At 51.6% G+C, this 26,605-nt stretch carries 25 protein-coding genes; 11 read left to right on the forward strand and 14 right to left on the reverse strand.

Going from position 1 to position 26,605, the window contains the following annotated elements:
- Positions 1–224: 224 nt before the first annotated feature.
- The 9 genes from MUU46_RS01165 to MUU46_RS01205 form a co-directional block, all read right to left on the reverse strand.
- Positions 225–1,409: an MFS transporter gene (locus MUU46_RS01165; RefSeq protein ID WP_258964527.1), complete on the reverse strand. Its 1,185-nt coding sequence runs from the start codon at positions 1,407–1,409 to the stop codon at positions 225–227.
- A gap of 139 nt (positions 1,410–1,548) precedes the next feature.
- Positions 1,549–2,544, reverse strand: a complete 996-nt coding sequence (proX, locus tag MUU46_RS01170; RefSeq protein WP_258964528.1) for a glycine betaine/L-proline ABC transporter substrate-binding protein ProX — start codon at positions 2,542–2,544, stop codon at positions 1,549–1,551.
- A 63-nt stretch (positions 2,545–2,607) separates the two neighbouring features.
- A complete protein-coding gene (gene proW / locus MUU46_RS01175; RefSeq protein WP_258964529.1) occupies positions 2,608–3,690 on the reverse strand; it encodes a glycine betaine/L-proline ABC transporter permease ProW in 1,083 nt (360 codons plus the stop codon).
- Positions 3,683–4,885: a glycine betaine/L-proline ABC transporter ATP-binding protein ProV gene (gene proV, locus MUU46_RS01180; protein WP_159758141.1), complete on the reverse strand. Its 1,203-nt coding sequence runs from the start codon at positions 4,883–4,885 to the stop codon at positions 3,683–3,685. The genes proW and proV overlap by 8 nt, the downstream gene beginning before the upstream one ends.
- 353 nt (positions 4,886–5,238) lie before the next feature.
- The gene (nrdF, locus tag MUU46_RS01185; RefSeq protein ID WP_159758139.1) at positions 5,239–6,201 is read right to left on the reverse strand and encodes a class 1b ribonucleoside-diphosphate reductase subunit beta; all 963 of its coding nucleotides are present in this window, start codon (positions 6,199–6,201) and stop codon (positions 5,239–5,241) included.
- Between the two features lie 10 nt (positions 6,202–6,211).
- A complete protein-coding gene (gene nrdE / locus MUU46_RS01190; protein ID WP_258964530.1) occupies positions 6,212–8,356 on the reverse strand; it encodes a class 1b ribonucleoside-diphosphate reductase subunit alpha in 2,145 nt (714 codons plus the stop codon).
- Positions 8,338–8,739: a class Ib ribonucleoside-diphosphate reductase assembly flavoprotein NrdI gene (nrdI, locus tag MUU46_RS01195; protein WP_258964531.1), complete on the reverse strand. Its 402-nt coding sequence runs from the start codon at positions 8,737–8,739 to the stop codon at positions 8,338–8,340. Before nrdI ends, nrdE begins: the two co-directional genes overlap by 19 nt.
- The gene (nrdH, locus tag MUU46_RS01200) at positions 8,736–8,981 is read right to left on the reverse strand and encodes a glutaredoxin-like protein NrdH (protein WP_159758133.1); all 246 of its coding nucleotides are present in this window, start codon (positions 8,979–8,981) and stop codon (positions 8,736–8,738) included. Before nrdH ends, nrdI begins: the two co-directional genes overlap by 4 nt.
- Positions 8,982–9,162: 181 nt before the next feature.
- Entirely contained in the window at positions 9,163–9,594 is a 432-nt protein-coding gene (locus tag MUU46_RS01205) for a carboxymuconolactone decarboxylase family protein (protein WP_258964532.1), read from the reverse strand.
- A gap of 85 nt (positions 9,595–9,679) precedes the next feature.
- Here MUU46_RS01205 and pdxR point away from each other — a divergent pair, with 85 nt between their 5' ends.
- A complete protein-coding gene (pdxR, locus tag MUU46_RS01210; protein ID WP_258964533.1) occupies positions 9,680–11,032 on the forward strand; it encodes a MocR-like pyridoxine biosynthesis transcription factor PdxR in 1,353 nt (450 codons plus the stop codon).
- A gap of 79 nt (positions 11,033–11,111) precedes the next feature.
- On the opposite strand, the gene MUU46_RS01215 is transcribed toward pdxR, so the two are convergent.
- Positions 11,112–11,438, reverse strand: a complete 327-nt coding sequence (locus MUU46_RS01215) for an ElaB/YgaM/YqjD family protein (RefSeq protein ID WP_258964534.1) — start codon at positions 11,436–11,438, stop codon at positions 11,112–11,114.
- A 160-nt stretch (positions 11,439–11,598) separates the two neighbouring features.
- Between MUU46_RS01215 and MUU46_RS01220 the strand changes: the two genes are divergently transcribed.
- A complete protein-coding gene (locus tag MUU46_RS01220; protein WP_110511349.1) occupies positions 11,599–11,943 on the forward strand; it encodes a DUF2002 family protein in 345 nt (114 codons plus the stop codon).
- A 167-nt stretch (positions 11,944–12,110) separates the two neighbouring features.
- Here the strand turns inward: MUU46_RS01220 and alaE are convergent, their stop codons facing one another.
- Positions 12,111–12,548 carry an L-alanine exporter AlaE gene (gene alaE / locus MUU46_RS01225; protein ID WP_159758125.1) on the reverse strand — a complete coding sequence of 146 codons (438 nt, stop codon included), beginning with the start codon at positions 12,546–12,548 and terminating at the stop codon, positions 12,111–12,113.
- A 691-nt stretch (positions 12,549–13,239) separates the two neighbouring features.
- Here alaE and stpA point away from each other — a divergent pair.
- Entirely contained in the window at positions 13,240–13,641 is a 402-nt protein-coding gene (gene stpA, locus MUU46_RS01230) for a DNA-binding protein StpA (protein WP_159758124.1), read from the forward strand.
- Positions 13,642–13,691: 50 nt separating this feature from the next.
- On the opposite strand, the gene MUU46_RS01235 is transcribed toward stpA, so the two are convergent.
- On the reverse strand, positions 13,692–13,871 hold the full coding sequence (locus MUU46_RS01235) for a GDFGVC terminal motif YodC-like protein (protein ID WP_159758122.1): 180 nt from the start codon (positions 13,869–13,871) through the stop codon (positions 13,692–13,694).
- Positions 13,872–14,033: 162 nt separating this feature from the next.
- On the opposite strand from MUU46_RS01235, the gene MUU46_RS01240 reads away from it, so the two are divergent.
- A complete protein-coding gene (locus MUU46_RS01240; RefSeq protein WP_110511345.1) occupies positions 14,034–14,192 on the forward strand; it encodes a YqaE/Pmp3 family membrane protein in 159 nt (52 codons plus the stop codon).
- 190 nt (positions 14,193–14,382) lie between these two features.
- Here the strand turns inward: MUU46_RS01240 and MUU46_RS01245 are convergent, their stop codons facing one another.
- Positions 14,383–15,249 carry a hypothetical protein gene (locus tag MUU46_RS01245; protein ID WP_159758120.1) on the reverse strand — a complete coding sequence of 289 codons (867 nt, stop codon included), beginning with the start codon at positions 15,247–15,249 and terminating at the stop codon, positions 14,383–14,385.
- Between the two features lie 720 nt (positions 15,250–15,969).
- Here MUU46_RS01245 and tdcA point away from each other — a divergent pair.
- The 6 genes from tdcA (at position 15,970) to MUU46_RS01275 (ending at position 23,588) form a co-directional block, all read left to right on the forward strand.
- Entirely contained in the window at positions 15,970–16,908 is a 939-nt protein-coding gene (tdcA, locus tag MUU46_RS01250; RefSeq protein ID WP_159758118.1) for a transcriptional regulator TdcA, read from the forward strand.
- An 86-nt stretch (positions 16,909–16,994) separates the two neighbouring features.
- The gene (gene tdcB / locus MUU46_RS01255) at positions 16,995–17,984 is read left to right on the forward strand and encodes a bifunctional threonine ammonia-lyase/L-serine ammonia-lyase TdcB (protein ID WP_258964535.1); all 990 of its coding nucleotides are present in this window, start codon (positions 16,995–16,997) and stop codon (positions 17,982–17,984) included.
- A 23-nt stretch (positions 17,985–18,007) separates the two neighbouring features.
- A complete protein-coding gene (gene tdcC, locus MUU46_RS01260; RefSeq protein ID WP_159758114.1) occupies positions 18,008–19,339 on the forward strand; it encodes a threonine/serine transporter TdcC in 1,332 nt (443 codons plus the stop codon).
- Positions 19,340–19,359: 20 nt separating this feature from the next.
- The gene (gene tdcD / locus MUU46_RS01265; RefSeq protein WP_258964536.1) at positions 19,360–20,571 is read left to right on the forward strand and encodes a propionate kinase; all 1,212 of its coding nucleotides are present in this window, start codon (positions 19,360–19,362) and stop codon (positions 20,569–20,571) included.
- Positions 20,572–20,602: 31 nt separating this feature from the next.
- Positions 20,603–22,897 (forward strand): formate C-acetyltransferase, encoded by a 2,295-nt coding sequence (gene pflB, locus MUU46_RS01270; protein WP_258964537.1) that lies wholly within the window; start codon positions 20,603–20,605, stop codon positions 22,895–22,897.
- Between the two features lie 205 nt (positions 22,898–23,102).
- Positions 23,103–23,588: a cold shock domain-containing protein gene (locus MUU46_RS01275; protein ID WP_258964538.1), complete on the forward strand. Its 486-nt coding sequence runs from the start codon at positions 23,103–23,105 to the stop codon at positions 23,586–23,588.
- A gap of 72 nt (positions 23,589–23,660) precedes the next feature.
- On the opposite strand, the gene MUU46_RS01280 is transcribed toward MUU46_RS01275, so the two are convergent.
- Positions 23,661–24,791 (reverse strand): fimbrial protein, encoded by a 1,131-nt coding sequence (locus tag MUU46_RS01280; protein WP_258964539.1) that lies wholly within the window; start codon positions 24,789–24,791, stop codon positions 23,661–23,663.
- Positions 24,792–25,756: 965 nt separating this feature from the next.
- On the opposite strand from MUU46_RS01280, the gene MUU46_RS01285 reads away from it, so the two are divergent.
- On the forward strand, positions 25,757–26,494 hold the full coding sequence (locus MUU46_RS01285; RefSeq protein ID WP_258964540.1) for a diguanylate cyclase domain-containing protein: 738 nt from the start codon (positions 25,757–25,759) through the stop codon (positions 26,492–26,494).
- Positions 26,495–26,605: the final 111 nt, after the last annotated feature.

The following is a 26,605-nucleotide window of genomic DNA, read 5'->3' on the forward strand; positions in this document are numbered from 1 at the left end:
ATGTAAATGAATTAATCTGACGAATTCATACGTTGGAGCAAATAAATCAAAAAATTGAGACTGGCGGCAAAGGTACACGCCGCCAGCGTCCGGGAGGTTTCTGTGTGTGGATGAATAATTTACCTTTGAAACAGTTGCCCGGCTAATCAGGTAGATAACCTTAACAGACCAGGGGATGTGCTTAAACCCCAAAGCGGGAATAAGGCCCTGAATGTAGAGACTTTTCAGACAACGGCTTCTTGTCGGTGAAATCCTCGCCACCATACCAGCAGGTTCAGCGCAGCCATTGTCACACCTGCCACGCAAACGCCCGCCCAGCCCCAGTGCTGCCACGCCGAGGCTGAAATGAGTGACCCGGCAGCTCCCCCGATGAAGTAGCTGGTCATATAGCCTGCGGTAAGACGATTACGTGCTTCTGGCTGCACGCGGTAGATAACGGTCTGGTTGGTGATATGTACGCCCTGTACGGTGAGGTCCAGCACCAGAATGCCGACAATTAATGCCAGCACCGAGGCGTGTCCAAACCAGATAGCCAGCCAGGAGAGCAGAAGCAGCACCAATCCGGTAGTGGTGGTGAGATGCGATTTGCCTTTATCCGCCAGACCGCCTGCCGGACGAGCGCCCAGCGCCCCGGCAGCACCCGCCAGGCCAAACAGGCCAATCATGCCTTCTGAATAGTGGAACGGTGCGCCCGCCAGCAGAAATGCCATCGAGGTCCAGAGAATGCTGAAGTTGGCGAAGGTCAGGCAGCCGAGCAGCGCCCGGGTGCGCAGGAGTTTATCGTGTTTAAACAGACTGAATACGGAACGCAGCAGCTGCGGGTAATTCAGGTGCGTTTCTGTTTTCACCTTCGGCAGGCCGCGCCACAGGGTGAACGCCATCAGTACCATTAATACCGACGCCACCCAGTATACCGTGCGCCAGCCGCCTAGGCTGGCCAGCAGCCCAGCGACGGTTCGTGCCAGCAAAATGCCGAGCAGCAACCCGCTCATAATGGTGCCGACCACTTTCCCCCGTTTATGCGGACTGGCGAGCGTGGCTGCCAGCGGAACCAGAATTTGCGCTACTACCGAAAATAGTCCGGTAAGAGCAGTGCCGAGGATCATCATCGCCAGCGAATGACTGGACGCGGTAATGAGCATTCCGCCCGCCGCCAGTAACGTCATGCTGACGATTAAGGTTCGGCGCTCAAACATATCGCCCAGCGGCACCAGGAACAGCAGCCCGGCGGCGTAGCCCAGCTGCGCGGCGGTGACGATGAAACCGGCTTGTCCTGCGCTCAGGGAAAAGGCGCGGGCAATGGTGTCCAGCAGCGGTTGGGCATAGTAATTACTGGCCACGGCGAGGCCGGTCGCGACGGACATCAGCGCAATCAGCGCCGGGCTAAGCCCATGAGAATTTTTAGTCATTGTTCTTTACGTGATTATTTTGCAGGTAAGCAATGATAACCAATAAGTGCGGGGAGAAGGAAAATGAAGGATGTCTGATAGTGCGGTGGGTGGGAATCCAGGCCCAGCAAGCAGAATGCTGCCGGGCCCGAGAGAGTACTTACTTCTGCGCAGCCATCGCGTCTTTCACCCAGCCGTCAAACTGCTGCTGGTGAGCTGAAATCCAACCGTCCACGTGACCCTGGATATCGGCTTCTGACGAATGACCTTCGTGCATCATCGCGTTTTCGGCGTTGATATCAGAGATAGGCAATTTCATCAGCGCGAACAGTTTCGCCGCTGCCGGGTTTTTCTCGGCCCAGGCTTTGTTAGCCACGATATGCATGGTGTTCACCGGGAAACCATAGTTGGCACCGTTCGGCAGTTTGGTGTCGATATCTTTCTGCTCGCCCGGCATCGCAGAGAACGGCACCTGCAGCCACACCACGTCTTTGCCTGGCTTCAGTACATCACTCACCCAGTAAGGCGTCCAGGTGTAATACAGCACCGGTTTGCCTTCTTTAAAGCGAGTAATAGTATCGGCCATCATTGCCGCGTAGTTACCCTGGTTATGCACCACAGTATTGCTCAGACCGTACGCGTCAATCTGATGATTAATTACCGCTTCACAACCCCAACCCGGCGTACAGCCGGTCAGGTCAGCTTTACCGTCGCCGTTGGTATCGAAGATTTTGGCAAGCTTCGGATCTTTCAGCTGATCGATTTTGGTGATGTGGTACTTCTCAGCGGTTTTCTTATCCATCAGATAACCCTGCGCGGCACCCGTCACGTACACGCCTTCACGATAAAACTTCTTATCGCCACCGGCTGCGGCGTACATATCGTCATGCAGCGGTTTCCAGTTCACGGCGGTAAAGGTCGCATCGCCAGAGGCAATCGAGGTATAGCCGACGTTGTAGTCTACTTCGCTCGGTTTGCTGACGGTGTAACCCAGTTTTTCCAGCGCACGGCTGACCAGCAGGGTCTGGAAGGTTTCTTCGGAAATGGTGCTCTGTACCGGCTGAACGGTAATGCCCTTGCCAGGCAGATCAGCAGCAAGCGCGCTACCGGAGACAAGGGTGGCAAACGCAGTGGCAAAAATTACGCTATTTCGCATCGTTATTCCTTTATAAGTATCAGGGAGTGGACCCGGCAGGCAGGGCTGCCGGGAAATGCAGAATTACTTGATGAAGAAACGAGTCACCAGGCCGACCGGGCCGGTGGTGTACCAGCGGCGGTTGCCGCGGCTACGGGAATCACGGCCAGCAGCCTGCGTCAGACGGTCGAGAATAATCGCGAGGATAACGATCCCCACCCCGCCGACGGTCGCCAGACCCATATCGAGTCGGCCGATACCGCGCAGAACCATTTGTCCCAGACCACCTACGGCAATCATCGAGGCGATAACCACCATCGACAGCGCCAGCATCAGGGTCTGGTTCACACCGGCCATAATGGTCGGCATCGCCAGCGGCAACTGCACTTTGAACAACATCTGGCGCGGACTGGCTCCGAACGAGCGCGACGCTTCGATAAGATCGGCTGGCACTTGGTTAATCCCGAGGATTGTCAGACGTACAATCGGCGGCAGGGCAAAGATGATGGTCACCACCACGCCAGGCACGTTACCGATACCGAATAGCATCACGATAGGCACCAGATAAACGAATGCGGGAGTGGTTTGCATCGCATCGAGCAGCGGCCGGATTATTTTCGACGCCCGCGGGCTGCGCGCCAGCCAAATGCCAAGCGGCAGGCCAATGATGATGCAGAACAACAGGGCGGTCAGTACCAACGCAAGGGTCACCATTGCCTGGGACCACGCACCAATCGCGCCAATCAAAATCAGTGAAATCAGTGAGGCGATACCCATTCCGGCACCGCCAATCTGCCAGGCGATCAGGGCAAAGACCACAATCGCCACCGGCGCGGGCATACCCAGCAACAGCTGCTGGAAGCCACCCAGAATGTAATCCACTGGTATACGAATGCCCTGGAACACAGGACGGAAATGCACCACGATCCAATCGATCCCGCTGGTTACCCAGCTATCGAGTGGGATCAGCGTTTTGTGGAACGGGTCCAGAATATTGAAGTGTTCTGCTTTAGGGGCAGGTGCGCTATGCAGCCAGTCTGCGCCGCCGCCGTTTGCAGGCGGAGTAGACGCAGGTGTACCCCAGGCGTCGGCAGATTGCGCAGCGCCTGATTGTGCAGCGCTATCGGCCGCTGGTGTGGTTGCCCACGGATTCGATTGATCAGCCATTGTTTGTTCCCTCGCGATCTAAAGCCTGTAGCAGCATGCTCTTGGAGATGATGCCCACGTACTGTTGTTCTTCGTCGATGACAGGTACCGCACACGGTGCCTGACCAACATGAGAGAGCAACTCGCTAAGCGCAGTCTGAGCGTCAAGAGGCTGTGGTGCATCCAGCAGCGCAGCGTCAATGCCCAGACCCTCGGCCAACGCGGCCTTCAGAGAATCAATGGAAACAATACCGACAAATTTATTACCGCGTTCAACGACATAGCCATATTCGCGGTCTTCATCCTGCAGCAGTTTAATGGCGGAGCGTGGGCCAAATCCCGGCGCTTTACGCAGCAGCCCTTTCGGGTTACGACGTGCAATGTCTTTGGCGCTAAACACCTGGCTGATATCCACGCCACGGAAGAAGGTACGCACATAGTCATTGGCCGGATTATTCAGAATTTCATCAGGCGTACCAACCTGTACCACCCGGCCGTTTTGCATAATGGCAATTCGGTCGCCGATGCGCATGGCTTCGTCGAGATCGTGGGAAATAAAGACAACGGTGCGCTGATGACGGGCCTGTAATTTCACCAGTTCGTCCTGCATTTCGGTACGAATTAAAGGGTCGAGCGCAGAGAACGCTTCATCCATTAATAAGATGTCAGGGTTAATGGCTAATGCACGGGCAAGACCCACGCGCTGGCGCATACCACCGGATAATTCATCCGGATAACCGTGAGCATAATTTTCGAGACCCACCTGACGAAGTGCGTCCAGGGCTTTTTCCTGGCGCTCTTGCGGTGCAATGCCGGCTAATTCCATACCGAAGGCTGTATTATCCAGGACGTTCATATGCGGCATTAGCGCAAATGACTGGAATACCATCGCAATTTTCTTTCTGCGCACCTCGCGGAGCTCAGCGTCGGATATTTTCGCAATATCAATACCGTCGATGAGAACCTGACCGCGGGTGGGTTCAATCAGGCGATTGAGAAGGCGTACCATGGTGGATTTACCAGAACCGGACAACCCCATGATGACAAAAATCTCGCCTTCTTCAATGGCCAGACTGGCGTCCATAACGCCAAGTGATAACCCGGTCTTTTCGAGAATTTGTTCTTTCGAAAGACCTTTTTCAATATATTTGAATGCGCGTTGCGGATGCTCGCCAAATATTTTATAAAGATTTTTAACTTCTAATTTAATTGCCATGCAATAAACTGATTCCTGTTATTTAATTATGTCGATATGCTACCTGATGGAAATAATTGACTGGATCTACCCTAACATACTCAGATTCTGAGACAACCCTCAATGTCCTAACGATGCGGGCATTTCCGGCGGCAACAGGCGTGATGCCCCCATGATATAAGGGCTGAGCGGAGACGGTTTTTTGCCGATATTTTTTGTCAGTTACTGAAAATTTTGGCTAAATCTGAATAATTCGGACAGTTCGCAAGGTTAAAATCGCGAAAGCGCTAAAAGGGATATTTGGCAGGAAAAAATTGGCGCCGAGGTAAATATCCGCGAAGGAAATGTGGGCATATTTCCCTCGCGAATCAGCGTCAGAAATTCCAGTCTTCGTCCTCGGTTTCGACGGCTTTGCCCATCACATAGGAAGAGCCTGAACCGGAGAAAAAGTCATGGTTTTCGTCGGCGTTGGGCGACAGCGCGGCCAGTATAGCCGGGTTCACGTCCGCCATTTCCGCCGGGAACAGCGCCTCATAGCCAAGATTCATCAGTGCCTTATTGGCGTTGTAGCAGAGGAAAGCTTTCACGTCGTCTTCCCAGCCGGAGCCTGCGTACAATGCGTCTGTATAGGCGAGTTCGTTGTCGTACAAATCCAACAGCAGTTCAAGGGCGAAATCTTTCAGCGCCTGCTGCTCTTCGGCGCTGACTTTTTCCAGGCCTTTCTGGAATTTATATCCGATGTAATATCCGTGAACCGCTTCGTCGCGAATAATCAAACGAATAAGGTCCGCTGTATTCGTCAGCTTGCCACGGCTGGAGAAATACATCGGTAGCCAGAAGCCGGAATAGAACAGGAAGGACTCCAGAAATACGCTGGCAATTTTTTTCTTCAACGGCGCATCGGCGGTGTAATGTTCCAGCATCAGCTGGGCTTTCCGCTGAAGCGGCGCGTTTTCTTCACTCCAGGCGTAAGCTGCATCCACGTCTTTGGTCTGACAGAGAGTGGAGAAAATCGAGCTGTACGAGCGGGCATGAACGGCTTCCATAAAGCTGATATTCGACATCACCGCTTCTTCGTGGGGCGTCAGCGCATCCGGCATCAGTGACGGCGCGCCGACGGTGTTTTGAATGGTGTCGAGTAGCGTCAGCCCGGTGAACACGCGGATGGTCAGTTGCTGCTCGGCGTGACTCAGTGACTGCCACGCCGGAATGTCGTTCGAGAGCGGCACTTTTTCCGGCAGCCAGAAGTTGCTGGTCAAACGGTTCCAGACCTCCAGGTCTTTATCGTCCTCAATCTTGTTCCAGTTAACGGCGCTGACGCGTGATAAACGGCTCATCCTTTTCTCCTTACAGCGCGCACGACACGCAGCCTTCAATTTCAGTGCCTTCCAGCGCAAGCTGGCGCAGGCGAATGTAATACAGCGTCTTGATGCCTTTCTTCCAGGCGTAGATCTGCGCTTTATTGATATCGCGGGTGGTGGCGGTATCGGGGAAGAACAGCGTCAGCGACAGTCCCTGGTCAACGTGTTTCGTTGCTTCGGCGTAGGTGTCGATGATTTTCTCCGGTCCGATTTCGTAGGCATCCTGATACAGCGCCAGATTGTCGTTGTTCATAAATGGCGCGGGATAGTAAACGCGGCCGGTTTTGCCTTCCTTGCGAATTTCAATTTTGGACACGATCGGGTGAATGCTCGACGTCGCGTGATTGATATAGGAAATCGACCCGGTCGGCGGCACCGCCTGTAGATTCTGGTTATAAATCCCATGCTGCATCACGTCTTCACGCAGCTGTTGCCACATCTCGCGAGTGGGTAGGGTAATACCAGCCTGGGCAAACAGCGCCCGGACTTTCTCGGTTTTCGGCTGCCAGCCATTCTCAAGATACTGACGGAAATACTCTCCGCTGGCGTAGCGTGAATCGGCAAACCCGGCAAAACGTTGCTTGCGCTCACGCGCCAGTTTCATCGAGGTGTGCAGCGCGTGCCACGTCACGGTGTAGAAATAGAGGTTGGTGAAATCCAGTCCTTCCGGGCTGCCGTAGGCAATGCCTTCCCGCGCTAAATAACCGTGCAGGTTCATCTGCCCGAGACCAATGGCATGCGAGGCGGCATTTCCAGCTTCAACTGACGGCACCGAGCGAATGTGGCTCATGTCCGACACCGCCGTCAGGCCGCGGATGGCGGTTTCCACCGTCAGGCCGAAGTCAGCGGAATCCATCGCCAGGGCGATATTCAGCGAGCCTAAGTTGCAGGAGATATCGTGCCCGGTGTGGGCGTAATCCAGATTCTCATCGAAGGTCGAGGCGCTGTTAACCTGCAAGATTTCAGAGCACAGGTTGCTCATGTTGATGCGCCCGGCAATCGGGTTGGCGCGGTTCACGGTGTCTTCGTACATGATGTACGGATAGCCGGATTCGAACTGAATTTCGGCCAGCGTCTGGAAGAAATCACGGGCGTTAATGTACGTTTTACGCACCTGGTCGTTGGCGAGCAGTTCGTCGTACATCTCGCTAATGGCAACATCCCCAAACGGTTTGCCGTACAGGCGCTCCACGTCATACGGCGAAAACAGCGCCATCTGCGCGTTTTCTTTCGCTAACTGGAAGGTCACATCCGGGATCACCACGCCGAGCGACAGCGTTTTGATGCGGATTTTTTCGTCAGCATTTTCGCGTTTGGTATCCAGAAAGCGCAGGATATCCGGGTGATGCGCATGCAGATAAACCGCGCCAGCGCCCTGACGTGCGCCAAGCTGATTGGCGTAAGAGAACGCATCTTCCAGCATCTTCATCACCGGAATAACGCCTGAGGACTGATTTTCAATGCGCTTAATTGGCGCCCCGGATTCACGCAGGTTGGAGAGCAAAAACGCCACGCCACCGCCGCGTTTGGAGAGCTGCAACGCCGAATTCACCGCACGACCAATTGACTCCATATTGTCTTCAATACGCAGCAGGAAACAGGACACCAGTTCACCGCGCTGCTGTTTGCCTCCGTTGAGGAACGTCGGGGTGGCGGGCTGAAAACGTCCGGAAAGCATTTCATCGACGAGCTGGCGGGCAAGGGCTTCATCGCCTTGTGCAAGACTCAGCGCAACCATCACCACCCGGTCTTCAAAGTGTTCGAGAAACTGTTTCCCGTCGAAGGATTTCAGGGTGTAGCTGGTGTAATACTTCCACGCGCCGAGGAACGTTTTGAAGCGAAAACCGCTGGCATGAGCGTGGGCGAACAGGTCAACCACAAAGGCGCGATCAAAGCGGGCGAGCGTGCGGGCATCGTAATACCCTTCGGCAACCAGCCAGTCGAGCCGCGCGTCCTGGTTGGCAAAGGTGCGGGTTTGTGGTCTGACGTGGCTTTCCATGAAAGCGCTCACCGCCTCGGCATCTTTTTCAAACTGAATGCGGCCCGCTTTGTCGTACAGGTTCAGCATTGCGTTCAGCGCATGGTAGTCCGGGGTGCTGTGGGTCACACGTTCTACGGTTGTTGTTGCCAAAATTCGCTCACTCCTTTTCGCACATTATCGATATCGCTCGGGGTGCCCATCAGCTCAAAACGGTAGAGATAAGGCACGTCACATTTCTGCGCAATCACGTCTCCGGCGCGGGCGTAGGCCTCGCCAAAGTTTCGGTTTCCCGAAGCAATCACGCCGCGGATCAGCGCGCGATTGTGCGGGTCATTTAAAAAACGGATCACCTGGCGAGGCACAGCGCCCGCTGTACCGCCACCGCCGTAGCTTGGCACCACCAGAATGTACGGCTCGTCTACCTGAATCCGTTCGCGTTCGTTAAGCGGAATGCGCACCGCAGGCAGCCCTAAACGCTCAATAAAGCGCAGCGTGTTTTCGGAACTGCTGGAGAAGTAGACGAGGGTGCTCATGCGCGAGCCGCAGTCGCCTCAGGGCGCAGGCGGTTGATCATGTCCGGGCGGAAACCTGACCAGCTTTCTTCTCCGGCGAAAACCACCGGCAGAGAGCGGAATCCTTGCTCGCGCAGAGTGTCAGCGGCGGCAGGATCGTGGTCGATGTTCACCATCTCAAACTCAAAGCCCCGGGATTCCATCGCTCGTTTGGTGGCGTGGCATTGAACGCAGTCGTTTCGAGTGTAAATAGTAATGCGCATGATTCGTATTTCCGTTTAAAATGAAAAAGCGGCGCGAAAGTGAGCGTCGGTTGTGGGGGTGTCTCTTCAACAGGAATACTAGATGTAGTTAATAAAAACTTCAACCATACAATATATAGTTATTTTGAGTTGATTTGCCCCCGCTAACGAGCGTAGCGAGGGTGAGGTTTTTTGACTGAAATTACATGCGCATACTGACGGCGAGACGGTTAAAGGCATTCATCAGGCTGATGGCAAAGGTCAGTTCACTGATTTCTTTCGCGCTGAAATAAGCCAGCAGCGGCTCATATACCGCATCTTCCGCACGGGTGCGGGCAATGTCGGTCACATCCTCCGCCCAGGCCAGCGCCGCTCGCTCACGGTCGGAGAACTGCTGACTCACGCGCCAGCCGGCCAGCGCGTCCAGCTTCACCTGCCCAACGCCCTGTTTGCGCAGCGCTTTACTGTGCATCTCCAGGCAGAAAGCACAGCCGTTAATCTGCGATACGCGCAGATACACCAGTTCAATCAACGACAGATCCAGCTCGCTGTGCTCAAGCGCATTACTTGCTTGCACAAAGGCGGCATAGACTTCAGGGCTTAGTTCATAGTACGGCTGACGTAATGTGGTCATCGGGTTTCTCCTCTTAACGATGGCTGAACTTTAGCACTATAATGGTCTGCTAAAGAGAGCCATATTTTGAGTAAAAAACCAGACCATGAATGACATCTCTCGTGGACCACGCTACCAGCAAATCTCCCGCCAGCTTAAAGCTGCCATTGAGCAGGGCGATCTCGCGCCGGGTAAACGGCTGCCTGCCAGCCGGGTCTACGCCCAGGAACTTGGCGTCTCGCGCGCCACGGTCGAAGCCGCCTACGGTGAGCTGGTGGCGCAGGGTTGGCTGGAGCGACGTGGACAGGCGGGAACGTTTGTCAGTGCAGGTGTGGTGCCAGCGCCCGCCGCGCCGGAACCGATGTGGTACGGCGATGAGCAGCCGGAGCCGCAACCGTTCCAGATGGGGTTGCCTGCCCTGGATTTGTTCCCACGTGCGCAGTGGGCGCGGGTGATGGGACGGCGGCTGCGCACCCAGACGCGCTTCGATCTGGCGCTCGGTGATGTGTGCGGCGAAATGGCGCTGCGCAGTGCGATTGTCGAATACCTGCGTTTTTCCCGCAGCATTGAGTGTCTGCCGGAACAGGTGTTTATCACCACGGGCTATGCGGCGTCGATGGGACTGATCCTGAACACGCTCGGCCAGCCGGGGGATAAAATCTGGCTGGAAGATCCCGGTTTTCCGTTGATCCGCCCGCTGATCGCCCGTCAGGGGATCGCGTGTTGTCCGGTGCCGGTGGATGACGAAGGCATGCGTATTGATGAAGGACTGCGGCTGGCCCCGGATGCACGTTTTGCGCTGCTGACGCCCGCGCATCAGAGCCCACTGGGCGTAGCGCTGTCACTCCCGCGCCGCCATCAGCTGTTGGACTGGGCCATGCACAGGGAAGCGTGGATCATCGAAGATGACTACGACAGCGAATTTCGTTATCAGGGCAAACCGCTGCCGCCGATTAAAAGCCTGGATGCGCCGCAGCGGGTGATTTACGCCGGAACGTTCAGCAAATCGATGTTTCCCGCACTGCGCACCGCCTGGCTGGTGGTGCCGCTGCCACAGGTGGCCGCGTTTCGTCAGCAGGCGTCGCTGGAGGCGTGCGGCGTGCCGCTGTTGTGGCAGCAAACGATGGCAGATTTCATGCGCGAAGGGCATTTCTGGCGACATCTGAAAAAGATGCGTCAACACTATGCCCAGCGGCGTCAGTGGCTGGAGCAGGCGCTGGCGGAGCAAGGGTTTCACGTTGTGCCGCAGCAGGGGGGGATTCAGCTGGTGATGAGGGTCGACGGTGACTGTCACGAACTTGCCCGCCGTGGGCGTCAGGCCCGGTTGGCGGTTCAGGCATTAAGCGACTGGCGCATTAACAGTCAGGGTGAATCGGGGTTGTTGATGAGCTTCACCAATATCTCAAGTCTGGCGATGGCGCAGCAGCAGGCGAAAATGCTCTACGATGCCATAAAATAAAAACCCCGGCAGACCAGAAGCCTGCCGGGGCGGACGCATATTTATTATCAGCATTACGCCTGGTTATTTAGGGTATGAATTATCGACGCATACTCAGTAACGCGCCAATAAAGATACCGACCGCAGCGGCGGCACCCACCGTTTGCCATGGTTTATCGCGGATAAAGCTGTCCGCACACCCTACGGCATCACGCGCTGCCTGTTGGACGCGGGTGCGACCATGCATCCTGGCGCGGGTTTCACGCAGCAATGCTTTGGCTTTGCGCTGGGCGTTATCCGATTCGTCTTTGGCATCGCTGCCCCAGGACTTCAGCACCTCTTCCAGCGAGTCGGCCAGTTGGCTTACATCGTTTTGAATATCCTGAACGCCATCATCTACATCGTTGCGATTAGGTCTGTTGAACATGGGATCCTCCCCTGATTAACGGTGACTTTAAGTCTAGGACAGATTTCAATCCTCTGAGATGAATCACGCCTGATTAAGCCGTTTATGGATTTTTCTGAAAGCGATGCTAATGCTGAATACTGTAAGGTGGCGTGGCTGTACAGGATAACGAGGAAACACTATGTATTTACGACCTGATGAGGTAGCGCGCGTTCTTGAAAAAGTCGGTTTCACGATGGACGACGTGACGCAGAAAATTTACGGCTACCGCCGTGGCGATAATTATGTCTATGTGAATCGCGAAGCGAGGATGGGCAGAACGGCGCTTATCATTCATCCGGCCCTTAAAGAGCGCAGCAATATGCTGGCGGACCCGGCTTCAGACATTAAAACCTGCGACCATTATCAGCAGTTTCCGCTTTATTTAGGCGGCGATGCGCAACAGCATTATGGAATACCGCACGGCTTCAGCTCTCGCATTGCGCTTGAGCGTTTTCTGAATGGACTTTTTGGCGACGGGTTATAAGCCTACGACTGGCAGTCTGGCCAGTCGTGGCATTTATACTCGTCATACTTCAAGCCGCATGTGCGTTGGCTACACCAGCTCACCCCAGTCACTTACTTGAGTAAGCTCCCGGGGACTCGCAGGTTTGCCGTCTGCCTGCAACTTGAATTATTTAGAGTATATCAGCGTCAGGCGTATTGACTGACGCGAAACAGACGGCGGCAATAATCGAGGAAATACCCGTAAACCGCGCCCATCATCATCGACACCACGATATTCGAGCTTACCGCTGCGGCAATCTGATGCCAGTCAGCGCCTACCGACAGTAAAATCAAGACATACACCGGCGACTGAAACGTCACATAGGCTATGACGTCGGCGAGGTTTTTCATCCATTTTGACGGGCTCAACCGGCGGGCATGACGCATCATCCAGTCACGGTAAAAACCGTATGGCCATGCAATTAAAATGTTGACCGGGATAGCCACCAGACGCGAAGAAAGTGACTGCTCAAAGCTCATACCGGAGAGAAATATTTCAATCAACATGTTCACGACGGAGCAGTAGACCACCATGGCGAAAGTGTCTGCTGCCGCATGACGCAGGCGAGACTGCGCAGAGAACATCGGTATGCTCCTTGAAGAAAGAGGTAGAAACGGTTTTTAGCGTGCTTAACAGTGCTTTGGGTTGGCTCTGTTTTCCTGCATAGAATATCCATCTGGATTAAAAGTAACAACTAGCTCAAAATTTTTATTTATACGCGTTTTGTCAATAAAATACTCTGCACGGAGACGTTTTCATCGCATAACGCTATTTTTGTTGCTTATGCTATTTTTAGTGTTTGTTTTCAATGTGTTATGTGTTTACCCTGCGACAGGGTTGTTTCAGTGGGCTGATTGAGCGAGCAAAATTTATCCTATTGTATCTATCAAAAAGTATTTAGCGTTTATCGCTACGTATATCGATTTTTGTGGCAGTTGATCCTGTTAATGCCGTGGTTTTTCTATGCGTCCTGGGTGGCTTTTTATTCAGGGATGGGTCGGTCGTGGGCTGGGGTAATCGCCTGACAGCAAAGAAAGAGTTGGCCTTCCGTCAGGCGTGCCTGCAGATAATATCAACAATATTTATTCAGTCGTCACCGGTAATCACTTACTGATATATAGAAATATGTCCAGGCTGCTATGGTTAAATATATATTTGATAATGTCGCTGTGACAAAAAAGAGACAGGCGCAGCGGTAGTAAATAATTCCACCATATAATACAATTGTTCACGCAGTGCCAATTTTTAGCCAGTGGAAAGGAATTTAAATAACATATGTCAATTCTGTTACAGAAACTTAATAATATTCGTACCCTGCGCGCCATGACGCGTGAATTCTCCATTGACGTGCTTGAAGAGATGCTGGAAAAATTCAGGATCGTGACTGAAGAAAAACGTAGCGAAGAAGAAAGCGTGCGCGAAAACTTGGCCGAGAAGCAGGAAAAAATCAATACCTGGCTTGAGCTTATGAAATCCGAAGGCATCTCCCCGGATGACCTGATGGGTGACATTGTGGCGCCAACCGGCACCAGTAAAAAACGTGCGGCTCGCCCGGCTAAATACCGTTTTACTGATTTCAACGGTGAGCAGAAAACCTGGACCGGTCAGGGCAGAATGCCGAAGCCGATCGCCCAGGCGGTTGCTAACGGTAAGTCACTTAATGATTTTCTGATTTAATATTTAAGCGTTAACAACGAAGGCGGTGAGGTTTCCCTCACCGCTTTTATTTAGCAGACGCCAAAGTCGCCTTCTTCATGGTAGGGAGCAACATCTACCGCTTTCAGGGTATATTTCTCCCCCTGTTCATCGCTTGCAGCAACGGCCACAATCTGGTCGCCGTGAATTTCGATGATTTTCATTTTGGGTCCGCCCATTTTGGGTTGTACCAGATCGCCAACAGAATACATTGTGTTCTCCTTTTTTATTGCCTGTCGTTATACCTTAGCGCACGCAGGGTTAAAAAGGTAAAAGAGGGTAAACGCGATGGGCGAAAATGCCAGGTCGGGCGACAATGGCTACGCTTAGAGATGTCTCTCTTTTTTTATCATGACTAATTTCATGGAGTTTTTATGGGTTTCTGGCGCATCGTTTTTACCATCCTCATCCCACCATTGGGTGTTTTGCTGGGTAAAGGATTTGGCTGGGCGTTTATCCTTAACATCGTGCTGACGCTGCTCGGTTATATTCCGGGTCTGATCCACGCGTTCTGGGTTCAGACGCGCGACTGATTTCAATCAGTGACGTTTTTTGCCCGGTGGCGTTTCGCTCACCGGGCCTACGCTTTCATACCCGACTTTCAATACCTGTTCGATTCACTCTATTCCGGCGTCGCCGCTTTGCCGCGACTGCGCGATAAGGATCGACCTGGGAAGGGGAAAAGGCACAGGGATGCGGCGAGCGCGCATCCCTGTTCAGACGTTAAATCAGCTTCATCAGGACGCTGAAAGGATTGAGGTTGCTGAGGGCGTCCCAGACTTTATGCAAATCGACCACGCCAGCCAGCCCGAGCAGCGCAAGGGTAATCAGCGCCGTAGAAGCGGTGATGACAATCATCAGGCGCACGAAATTGCGTTGCATTTTGTCCTGCTGCTCGACGCGACGCTCTTCTTTCTCGAATTCGACAATCGTCGCGACGGACTGCGGCTGCACGTAATAGCGGTCATCTTTCTGAGCCAAATCCCCGGTGATGATCAGCGATTTCAGCAGCAATCTCACCTTGCGACGGAACTCTTCGTTGCGAATGTGCTTGTACCAGAGCTTGCCGTATAGCATCTCAATCACTTCATCGATCAGCACTCCAGCGTGGAGCCGCGATGGGCGTTGCTGAATGTATTCATTTACCAGCAGATTAAGCAGGGCGATACGGTCGCGGCTTTTCAGCTCTTTATTGGCGAAAAACGTCGACACCAGTTTGCCCTTGCCCCGGCTAAACAGGGTTTTGAGATAGGTGAAACGGGTGCGGTAGTTAAAGCTGAAGCCAAGAATGCCGGAGAAACTCACCGGCCCGTAGCTGCGGTGATGGATTATTTCTGCTTGCATAGCATCGAGTTCCGCCACGCTGATGCGGCGCTCGTCGAGGTAGCGGCCCACGTCATAATCCCAGCGGGCAAGCGTCACAGCGCGATGCTTATAGCCCACCAGTTGATAGCGATTACGGTCGACATCAACCAAATGTACCGCGTAGTAATCATAAGGATTACCGCAGCGTGCACCTTTTGAGACCAGCAGCGGAAGACGTTTTTTCCATTGCCCCTGTCGTAGGTCCGCCATTTTTGAATCAAACATACTGACTCCACCCGCGCGAAGGCGGAGATATTAGGAAGGATAAGCCCGATCTTAGCTGTCTGGTCATTAATGCGACAATCCGAGTGTTGTTTAAAAATAATCTGGCAACCTGCGTTCACGTCGAAAGCAGCAAGATGCTCATTATGCGACATGGAGCACAAAAGACTGTCATGGCGAAATTGAGTTCATTCTTATGCTCATGAATGTCAGGTTATGTAAAACATTAGCCTGAATTTACGAGAAAAGGCAGTGTTATAAATATGTACTGATTTTCAATCATATGTTAAGTAAAGGCTGAGGTGATGATAACAAAGTATTGCTGTAGCGCTGTGGTTAACATAATAATGCGAACCTGGTCTTAATTTAACCTTTATTTACCTGTGACATTATAGCTTATGTTGATAAATACAAAAATAATTGATTAATGACTGATTATTTCCTGCTCGCTAATTGATTGAAAGTTAACCTTACGCGAGCGAGAAATATAATGATGAACGGCATGGTTTATCGCCATAAAATAAATTCATACGCTTCTTATTTATTGATGAAAATCACTCTAAATGCAGATGTGAAATAATCAACGTAATGAATTATAAGGTTTTTTTATGTTTCGGTTGATTGTGTAAAAACAGTTTCAGGCAAACTGTGAGTAATCGCACATACCCCGTGGGGCTATATTGCCTAGAATTCACCGCGAAATGGAAATTAAGGGTGAATAAGATGGAAAATATCATTTTACCGAAAACGCAGCAGCTGGTGGTTTTTCAGGAAGTCATCAGAAGTGGCTCTATCGGCTCGGCAGCGAAACAGCTCGGTTTAACCCAGCCTGCGGTCAGTAAAACGATCAATGACATCGAATCCTATTTTGGTATTGAGCTGATGGTCCGAAAAAATACCGGCGTGACGCTCACCAGTGCTGGCCAAGTTTTACTCTCCTATTCCGAGTCCATCACCCGTGAAATGAAAAACATGGTGAGTGAGATTAACAGCCTAAGCTGCAGCCACGTGGTGGACGTTTCCTTCGGGTTCCCGTCGCTGATTGGCTTTACCTTTCTTTCCAGTATGATGAAGAAATTCAAAGAGGTGTTCCCGAAGGCGCAAGTATCGATGTACGAAGCACAGCTGGCATCGTTCCTCCCGGCGCTGCGTGATGGGAGGCTGGATTTCGCCATCGGCACCCTTAGCGATGAAATGCAGTTACAGGATCTGCACGTCGAGCCGCTGTTTGAATCCGAATTCGTGCTGGTGGCTAGCAAATCCCGAACACGCACCGGCATGACCACGCTGGACGCGTTGCAAAACGAACAGTGGGTCCTGCCGCAAACCGATATGGGTTTCTATAAAGAGCTGCTCACCACCTTCGAAAAACACCACATCAGCACCGAGAACATCGTTAAAACCGACTCCGTCGTCACCATCTACAACCTGGTTCTGAATGCCAATTTCCTGACCGTCATCCCGTGTGACATGACTGCCCCGTTTGGTTCAAACCAGTTTATTACGCTACCCGTCGAAGACGTGCTGCCGGTGGCGCGCTATGCCGCCATTTGGTCAAAGAATTATCGAATTAAAAAATCCGCCTCAGTATTAGTCGAACTGGCAAAGCAATATTCACTGCATAATTGTCGCAAGCGAAAAGAATTCACCGAATTAGCCTGATTTAAATTTTTATTATTACTTACTCTGGAGCGCTGGAAGACAGGCTCTGCCCCCTTTTTATTTTTTATTCCTGAGAAGAGGATAAAATGCATATTACATACGATCTGCCCGTCACCCTTGATGATATTCAAATGGCGCAAAAACGTCTGGCCGGTAAAATATATAAAACCGGGATGCCGCGCTCTAATTATTTGAGCGAGTGCTGCAAAGGCGAAATATATCTCAAATTCGAAAATATGCAGCGTACCGGCTCATTTAAAATCCGTGGCGCATTTAACAAATTAAGTTCTTTGACCGAAGCGGAAAAACGCAAAGGTATCGTGGCATGCTCCGCCGGGAACCACGCGCAGGGTGTGTCGCTCTCCTGCGCGATGCTCGGCATTGATGGCAAAGTGGTCATGCCGCGCAGTGCGCCGAAATCGAAGGTCGCAGCCACGACCGATTATTCCGCCGAAGTGGTGCTGCACGGTGACAGCTTTAACGACACCATCGCCAGAGCCAGCGAAATCGTCGAAATGGAAGGACGTATTTTCATCCCGCCGTATGACGACAAAATGGTTATCGCCGGGCAGGGCACCATCGGCCTTGAGATCCTCCAGGATCTATACGATGTCGATAACGTGATTGTACCGATCGGCGGCGGCGGCCTGATTGCAGGGATCGCCACGGCAATCAAATCCATTAACCCGACCATCCGCATCATCGGCGTGCAGTCCGAAAACGTACACGGCATGGCGGCCTCGTTCCGCGCCGGAGAAATCACTAACCACCGCACCTGCGCCACGCTGGCGGACGGCTGCGACGTCTCCCGCCCTGGCATTCTGACCTTTGAAATCGTGCGCGAACTGGTGGACGACATTGTGCTGGTCAGCGAAGACGATATTCGCCGCAGCATGGTGGCGCTTATCCAGCGTAATAAAGTCATTACCGAAGGCGCGGGCGCGCTGGCCTCGGCGGCACTGCTCAGCGGCAAACTCGATGAATATATTCGTGGGCGCAAAACCGTCAGCATCATTTCTGGCGGCAATATCGACCTGTCCCGCGTGTCGCAAATTACCGGTTTAGTTGACGCTTAATTTCTTTTGAAAAGGAAACGACTATGAGCAACGCAGAAACCCTCATTGCCAGTGCCGACAAAGCGTCTGCCTGGCGCAAATCTGATACCACCTGGACGCTGGGTCTGTTTGGCACCGCTATCGGGGCAGGGGTGCTATTTTTCCCTATTCGTGCCGGTTACGGTGGCCTGATCCCAATTTTACTGATGCTGGTGCTGGCGTATCCGATTGCCTTTTACTGCCACCGGGCGCTGGCGCGGCTTTGCCTTTCGGGGAGCAATCCGTCCGGCAACATCACCGAAACCGTCGAAGAACACTTCGGTAAAACCGGCGGCGTAGTCATTACCTTCCTTTACTTCTTTGCGATTTGCCCGCTTCTGTGGATTTACGGGGTCACGATAACCAACACCTTTATGACCTTCTGGGAAAACCAACTGCAAATGGTACCGCTCAACCGTGGCCTGGTGGCGCTGTGTCTGCTGTTGGTGATGGCGTTTGTTATCTGGTTCGGTAAAGATCTGATGGTGAAAGTGATGAGCTTTCTGGTCTTTCCGTTCATCGCAAGCTTGATCCTGATTTCGCTGTCGCTCATCCCATACTGGAACTCCGCGGTGATAGAGCAGGTCAACCTGAGTGATATCTCTTTTATCGGACATGACGGCATTCTGGTCACTGTATGGCTGGGCATTTCTATCATGGTATTTTCCTTCAACTTTTCGCCGATTGTTTCATCGTTTGTGGTCTCCAAGCGTGAAGAGTATGAAGGGGAGTTTGGCCGCGATTACACCGAGAAGAAGTGTTCAAAAATCATCGGTCGCGCCAGCATGTTGATGGTGGCAGTGGTGATGTTCTTTGCCTTTAGCTGCCTGTTTACACTCTCTCCGGCAAATATGGCGGAAGCTAAAGCGCAAAACATTCCGGTGCTTTCATACCTGGCAAACCACTTCGCGTCGATGACCGGACAGAAAACGACGTTCGCCACCGTACTGGAGTACGGCGCGTCGATTATTGCCCTCGTCGCTATCTTCAAATCCTTCTTCGGCCATTACCTCGGTACCCTGGAAGGGCTGAACGGACTGATCCTTAAGTTCGGCTACCAGGGTGACAAGACCAAAATCTCGGGCCGTAAACTGAACACCCTGAGCATGATTTTCATCATGGGATCGACCTGGGTGGTGGCGTATGCCAATCCGAATATTCTCGACTTAATCGAAGCTATGGGCGCCCCAATTATCGCCTCGCTGCTGTGCCTGCTGCCAATGTTTGCCATTCGTAAAGTGCCGGCACTGGCGAAATTCAAAGGGAAGGCGGACAACATTTTTGTTACTGCCATTGGTTTCCTGACCATTCTGAACATCGTTTATAAGCTGTTCTGAAAAGGATGACGGAGTCGTAAATGATTGAATTTCCGGTAGTGCTGGTCATTAACTGTGGGTCCTCATCGATTAAGTTTTCGGTGCTGGATGCACAAAGCCAGGACGTTTTGCTCACCGGCCTCGCGGACGGTATCAACAACGAAGGCGCAGCCCTCACGGTGAACGGAGGGGAGCCAGCGACGCTGGCTTACCCAACCTACGAATGTGCGTTGCAGGCGATTGCCAGCGAACTGGAAAAACGCACCCTGATCGACAGCGTGTCCTTAATCGGCCACCGTATCGCCCACGGCGGCAGTTTTTTCAGCGAATCGGTGCGGATTACCGATGAGGTTATCGCCCAAATCCGTGAAGTCTCGCCGCTGGCACCGTTGCACAATTACGCCAACCTCAGCGGCGTGGAGGCAGCCCAGCGTTTGTTCCCCGGCGTGCAACAGGTGGCGGTATTTGACACCAGTTTCCACCAGACGCTGGAGCCGCACGCGTATCTGTACGGCCTGCCGTGGCACTATTTTGAAGCGCTGGGCGTGCGTCGTTACGGCTTCCATGGTACCTCGCATCGCTATGTCAGCCAGCAGGCGCATACCTTGCTGGGCCTGAGTGAAGAGGATTCCGGGCTGGTGATTGCGCATCTGGGGAACGGTGCGTCTATTTGCGCGGTTCGCAACGGGCGCAGCGTTGATACCTCAATGGGTATGACGCCGCTGGAAGGGCTGATGATGGGCACCCGCTGTGGCGACGTCGACTTCGGCGCGATGGCGTGGATTGCCGAACAGACCGGGCAAAGCTTCAGCGACCTGGAGCGGGTGGTGAATAAGGAGTCCGGGCTACTGGGCATTTCCGGGCTTTCCTCAGATATGCGCACGCTCGAAAAGGCGTGGCACGACGGGCACACTCACGCCCGGCTCGCCATTCAGACTTTTGTTCATCGCATCGCGCGCCACATTGCCGGGCACGCTGCGTCGTTACATCGCCTCGACGGCATTATTTTTACCGGTGGTATCGGCGAAAACTCCGCGTTAATTCGCCAGCTGGTGATGGCGCATTTGCAGGTGTTTTCCCTGACGCTGGACGAGGATAAAAACACCCTGCGTGGAAGCGATGAGCGGATTATTTCCGGCGCAAATTCGGCTGTCGCCTGCGTCGTTATTCCGACCAATGAAGAAAAGATGATTGCACTCGATGCCATTCAGTTAGGGGAAATGAATTTCTCTGCTGAATACGCACTTTCCTGAAATAGAAAGTTGAATAACAGAGAGCTCAGAAATGAAGGTCAATATCGACATAAACGATGTGCATTATACCGATGCCTGGCAGGGATTTAACGGCGCGGAATGGAAGCACAGTATTAACGTTCGTGATTTTATTCAGCAAAACTATACCCCTTACGAAGGCGATGAATTTTTTCTCGCTGACGCCACGCCGGCTACCACGGCGCTGTGGGAAAAGGTGATGGCGGGTATTCGCCAGGAAAACGCCACCCATGCGCCGGTGGATTTTGATACCAACGTCGCAACCACCATTACCACCCATGACGCGGGCTACATTGACCAGCCGCTGGAAAAAATCGTCGGCTTGCAGACTGACAAACCGCTCAAGCGCGCGCTGCATCCGTTTGGCGGTATTAACATGATCAAAAGCTCGTTCGACGCTTACGGTCGTGAAATGGATGCGCAGTTTGAATACCAGTTCACGTCGCTGCGTAAAACCCATAACCAGGGCGTGTTTGACGTCTATTCCCCGGAAATGATGCGCTGCCGTAAATCGGGTGTGCTGACCGGTTTGCCGGACGGTTACGGGCGCGGGCGCATTATCGGCGACTACCGCCGCGTGGCGCTGTACGGCATTACGTATCTGGTGCGCGAACGTGAACTGCAGTTTGCTGATTTGCAGGGGGCGATGGAGCGTGGAGAAGACCTGGAAGCCACCATTCGCCTGCGTGAGGAGCTGTCGGAACACCGCCGCGCGCTATTACAGATTCAGGAAATGGCCGACAAATATGGCTATGACATTTCCCGCCCGGCGCAGACTGCGCAAGAGGCCGTGCAGTGGGTATATTTTGCCTATCTGGCGGCGGTGAAATCGCAAAACGGCGGCGCGATGTCGCTGGGCCGCACCACCGCGTTCCTCGATATCTACATTGAACGCGATATACAGGCCGGTCGACTGAATGAGAAAGATGCCCAGGAACTGGTCGATCACTTCATTATGAAGATTCGGATGGTGCGTTTCCTACGCACGCCGGAGTTCGACACGCTGTTCTCCGGCGACCCTATCTGGGCCACAGAAGTGATTGGCGGCATGGGCCTCGATGGCCGCACGCTGGTGACGAAAAGTGCCTTCCGCTACTTACACACTCTGCACACCATGGGGCCCGCGCCTGAGCCGAACCTGACCATTCTGTGGTCGGAAGCGCTGCCGATTGCCTTCAAAAAATATGCCGCGCAGATGTCTATCGCCACGTCTTCATTGCAGTATGAAAACGACGACCTGATGCGCAGCGATTTCGACAGTGATGACTACGCTATTGCCTGCTGCGTCAGCCCGATGGTGATCGGCAAACAAATGCAGTTTTTTGGCGCACGTGCCAACCTGGCAAAAACGCTGTTATATGCGATTAACGGTGGTGTGGACGAGAAGCTCAAAATCCAGGTCGGGCCGAAAACAGCTCCGCTGATGGACGACGTGCTGGATTACGATACCGTCATGAGCAGCCTAGACCACTTTATGGACTGGCTGGCGACTCAGTACATCAGTGCACTGAATCTCATTCACTATATGCATGATAAATATAGCTATGAGGCCTCACTGATGGCGCTGCACGACCGCGATGTTTATCGCACCATGGCCTGCGGAATCGCCGGATTGTCGGTGGCTGCGGATTCGCTGTCGGCGATTAAGCACGCGAAAGTAAGCCCGGTTCGTGACCACAACGGCCTGGCGGTGGATTTCGTTATCGAAGGCGAATACCCGCAGTACGGCAATAATGATGATCGCGTGGACGACATCGCCTGCGATTTGGTGGAGCGCTTTATGAAGAAGATTAGCGCGCTGCCGACCTACCGCAATGCGGTGCCGACCCAGTCGGTGCTGACCATCACCTCTAATGTTGTGTACGGGCAGAAAACGGGCAACACGCCGGACGGACGTCGGGGCGGTACGCCGTTTGCGCCGGGTGCGAACCCAATGCATGGACGCGATCGCAAAGGTGCGGTGGCCTCGCTGACCTCGGTGGCGAAACTGCCGTTCACCTATGCCAAAGACGGTATTTCCTACACCTTCTCGATAGTCCCCGCGGCGCTCGGTAAGGAAGAGGGCAGTCGCAAAACCAACCTCGTCGGGCTGCTCGACGGCTATTTCCATCATGAGGAGCGCATCGAGGGCGGGCAGCATCTTAATGTCAACGTGATGAACCGCGAGATGTTGATGGACGCTGTTGAGCACCCGGAAAACTACCCGAACCTGACTATCCGCGTCTCTGGTTATGCGGTGCGATTTAACGCATTGACCCGCGAGCAGCAGCAGGATGTCATTTCACGTACTTTCACCCAGGCGATTTGAATCGTCATCATACTCATGGGGCGACTCCTTTTGGAGGGCGCCCCTCTTTTTTACTCTTCTTCACTCCGCGTTAATTCTCCGACTGTTATCTGGCATGCTGGCGAATAATCGTTCAGACTTAAACTAAAGACATGGTCGACGCAGGGATTCTGCTTTAAACTGCGCGCTGCAATTTTTGACATGTTTAACGATTTATTAGGTGGTAATGGCGATGCGCGGGACAATCACAACCTGGTTTGAAGACAAAGGTTTCGGGTTTATCAAAGATGAAAACGGTGAGAACCGCTATTTTCATGTGATTAAGGTCTCGAACCCAGAGCTGATTAAGAAAGACGCCACGGTGACGTTCGAGCCAGCCACCAACAACAAAGGCCCATCGGCCTTCTCTGTGAAGGTCGATCCTGAGAGCAAATACATTTATATCGCGGGTGAGCGTATCAAGCTCACGGCGATTAAATCGTTCCTTTCCTTCAACGAAGAAGTGCCTGCCGAAGTCGGGATTGATAAAGAGAACACGGTGCTGTCGGTTGGCGCACTTATGCACAACATCCGCCCGAAAGCGGCGCCAAAACCAGGCGAAATGCGCACCCTGAAAAAGCTGGTTATCACCACTTTCCAGGGAACGACGCACATCTTCTCGGAAGATGAGATTGATATCGACGCCACAATGAAGATGCTACAGGCGAAATAAAATCGTTAAAAGGAGTTCAAAGACGGTACTGATTTGAACTCCTTAGGACTCGCTTTTCCCGTTCCTACGATTTCAGGAGAAATCTACTCTCAAGTAGGCTAGCGTAGTGAACATACCCTCCATCGGTGTTTTTCCTGTGATGCCAACCGGATAGGCATATAAGGTCACCTCTGAGTGATAACTGTCATCCAGTTTAAAGGGTACCACGCTGCTGGAATTATTTGGTGTCAGTGGGAGCATTTCATCATTAGTGATAATAACACCGACATCGCTATTATCAGACTGAATGGCATCAGGAACATCAGCCGACGCTGTTCCCTCGACGCGTAATGTCAGATTGGCCGTTGCACTCATATCGTTGCACTGAATCGGAATATTTATTTGCTTAGGGGTATAATTGTCAGGCATTTGCCCCTTAACTTTAAAATCAGTGGCATACATCTCCCCTAAATTAACAACAACTTGTGTGCCGGCGTTAATAACACAGTTTTGAGGAACGGTGACGGTACCATTCAGATAAATATTTGTTGTCGCAACCGACCCATGAGATGTACCGCCGGTATCACCCATATTCCAGTATGTAGATGCCACCAACACATTGTTGATAGTTGACTGTCCGACTATTGATTTTTTTAAACGGACAGAAACCTGAATAGCGCCCCCCGTATTGTTACCACCCAGGCTTAAGTCCATCGCAGTGTTACAGTTATATCGATCGTTAGTGCTATAATTATTTATTGGACCAAAAGGAACTGAAGTGTAACCTGATCCTGAGCGTGTATATATTTTTGTCGCTACCTGTAATTCTTTATTTCCTGGGATATCATAATAAATAAAATCACCCACATTTTGTGGGTTGCTGAGGGTCGTATCCCCCCATAACCAGATATGCCTATACGGACCACCAGAACAGGTGCATGTCATCGATGCATTTTGAACACCAGAGCTCAAGTTTACGGTAGGGAGTACAGTGCCAGGAATGTTGTTCTCGGGATCAGTTACACTCATATTGGAGAAGTCATAGCTGGCTGTAGATGGACCACTGGCCAGAGAGCAAAAGCCATCATCAGCATAGACTGATTTTAATGATAATATGGAAATAACTGATAGTACAATGGCTATATATTTCTTCATTATTCCTTTGCTCCAAGGATTGATGGATTTTCTTGTGTGCACGCTCAAGAAAATATTGATATCAACCATCTGTGCTTAGTCCATTAATGGGCTTCAATAGGTGATACATAACACTTATCATAAGACGCTTCTAAGCAAAGGCATTGTCCCGACAAGAAAAATCTTCATGACCATTATTAATGGGAGGTGTTCAAGAAAACCTCTGTGTCATTTTGTATATATAATCCACAAAATCAGGCGAAAATGAAAGAGGGAGAATGAAATGGTGGCGGGAGTAATTGAATAAAAAGTGCCTATCTCACTGTTTGAATATGTTTTTTAAATTCATTGAATATTGACATTCATTCTTTCGAACTTTGCCAGCCATCACAAGATGAAAGTGTTAACGATAGGTAAGAACTCTACTCGTATCTGGATGGGCTTTGTTGAATAAAAATATTTAAAGCGAGTTTCCCTGTAACCGCGCCGGTTGTAAGCCGTCTGTTGCGGCTGGTGGTTGTAACGTTGCTGGCATGAGAACCTGATTCTGACGTCAGTATGGTTGAATAACGAGCTTAGCGAGGCGTTGTTACGAGCGAAAAAACTCAAGCTATCGGGTTCTTAATCGATGCCAATGAGTGGCATATTGTAATATTTGTTGCTATTTATTTGTTGGAATTTTAAAGTGTGTTGAGGTGTAAGGGTTTGCTTTATTCTACCACGTGGCCAGAGATGAAATTATCTCTGAGAATATTACCCCGCCATAATAAAATGCTCAAATTTCAGCGTGGAGTGGCATTTTGCGGAGGAATGGGTGTTCATTAATGTAATTCAAAATCCCGACGATATAAATCATTTGGAAATAATTAAAAATAATCATACGCAATATGACGAGTAATTTGCTCTTAATCAACTTATAAGATGATTGATCGCTTAATATATTTTTAAGTTGTACGAACTTAGATATGATTATAAGTCATCGCTTGAGTTTTTCTTTAATTAATCTAAACTACATTTGAGAACATTCCCTCGAACGGGTTTAACATGGGATTGACATGTCAATTACTATAACTGAACTTGATTACTCATTGTCCGAGCTGAATGTTGCCATTAAAGACCATTACAACTGGGCTGCAAAACTGCTTCGTTTAGGGCTTATTGGTGGCGAAGCTGAAAACGACATTATGAATCCGAGGTCCCACCAACACTGCCGGTTCAGTGCATGGTTGACTCTTCGTCGGGAAGGTAATGCCCTCGACAGAGAAATGATTCGCGAAATAGAAAACTACCATACATTGATGCATGATGTAGCCAGAGAATTAATGCAATCCATTTTAATTAAAAGTGTTACTGCTGAATTACTTACGCTTTATAGTAATAGTCAGCAGGCATTTATTGATTCACTTGGACGCTATAAGGATTATCTTTTCAATTATCGTAACCTACATGATGCGCTAACGGGTTTACCGCTTAGGCATTTGCTTTACCAGGACTTTCCGATTATCCAGACACAGTGTAAGGATATGGAGCAGGGATTGTATGTATTGATCATGGATATTGACCGGTTTAAATTAATTAACGATACCTGGGGCCATAACATTGGGGATGACGTTTTGCGCACCGTTGCTACCACCCTGAGGGACGCGACGCGCAATAACGAGCGGATCTACCGTTTCGGTGGTGAGGAATTTATCACCTTGCTTAATGCCCCTGACGATAAAAGTGCTCAGAAGGCCGCTAGCCGGATGCGTCTGCATCTTGAACGCCACCCTATTATGGGCTTTGTTGAATAAATCAGATTTGAGGCGAGTTTCCCCTGTAACAGCTCCGGCTCTCAGCCGATACGTACACTTTCTGGCATACCTGCCTTCGTCATTTTGTTCAGCGCACGCACCATGGCCAAA

Origin of the sequence: Scandinavium tedordense (assembly GCF_024764965.1) — a bacterium.
Taxonomy (GTDB): Bacteria; Pseudomonadota; Gammaproteobacteria; order Enterobacterales; family Enterobacteriaceae; genus Scandinavium; species Scandinavium tedordense.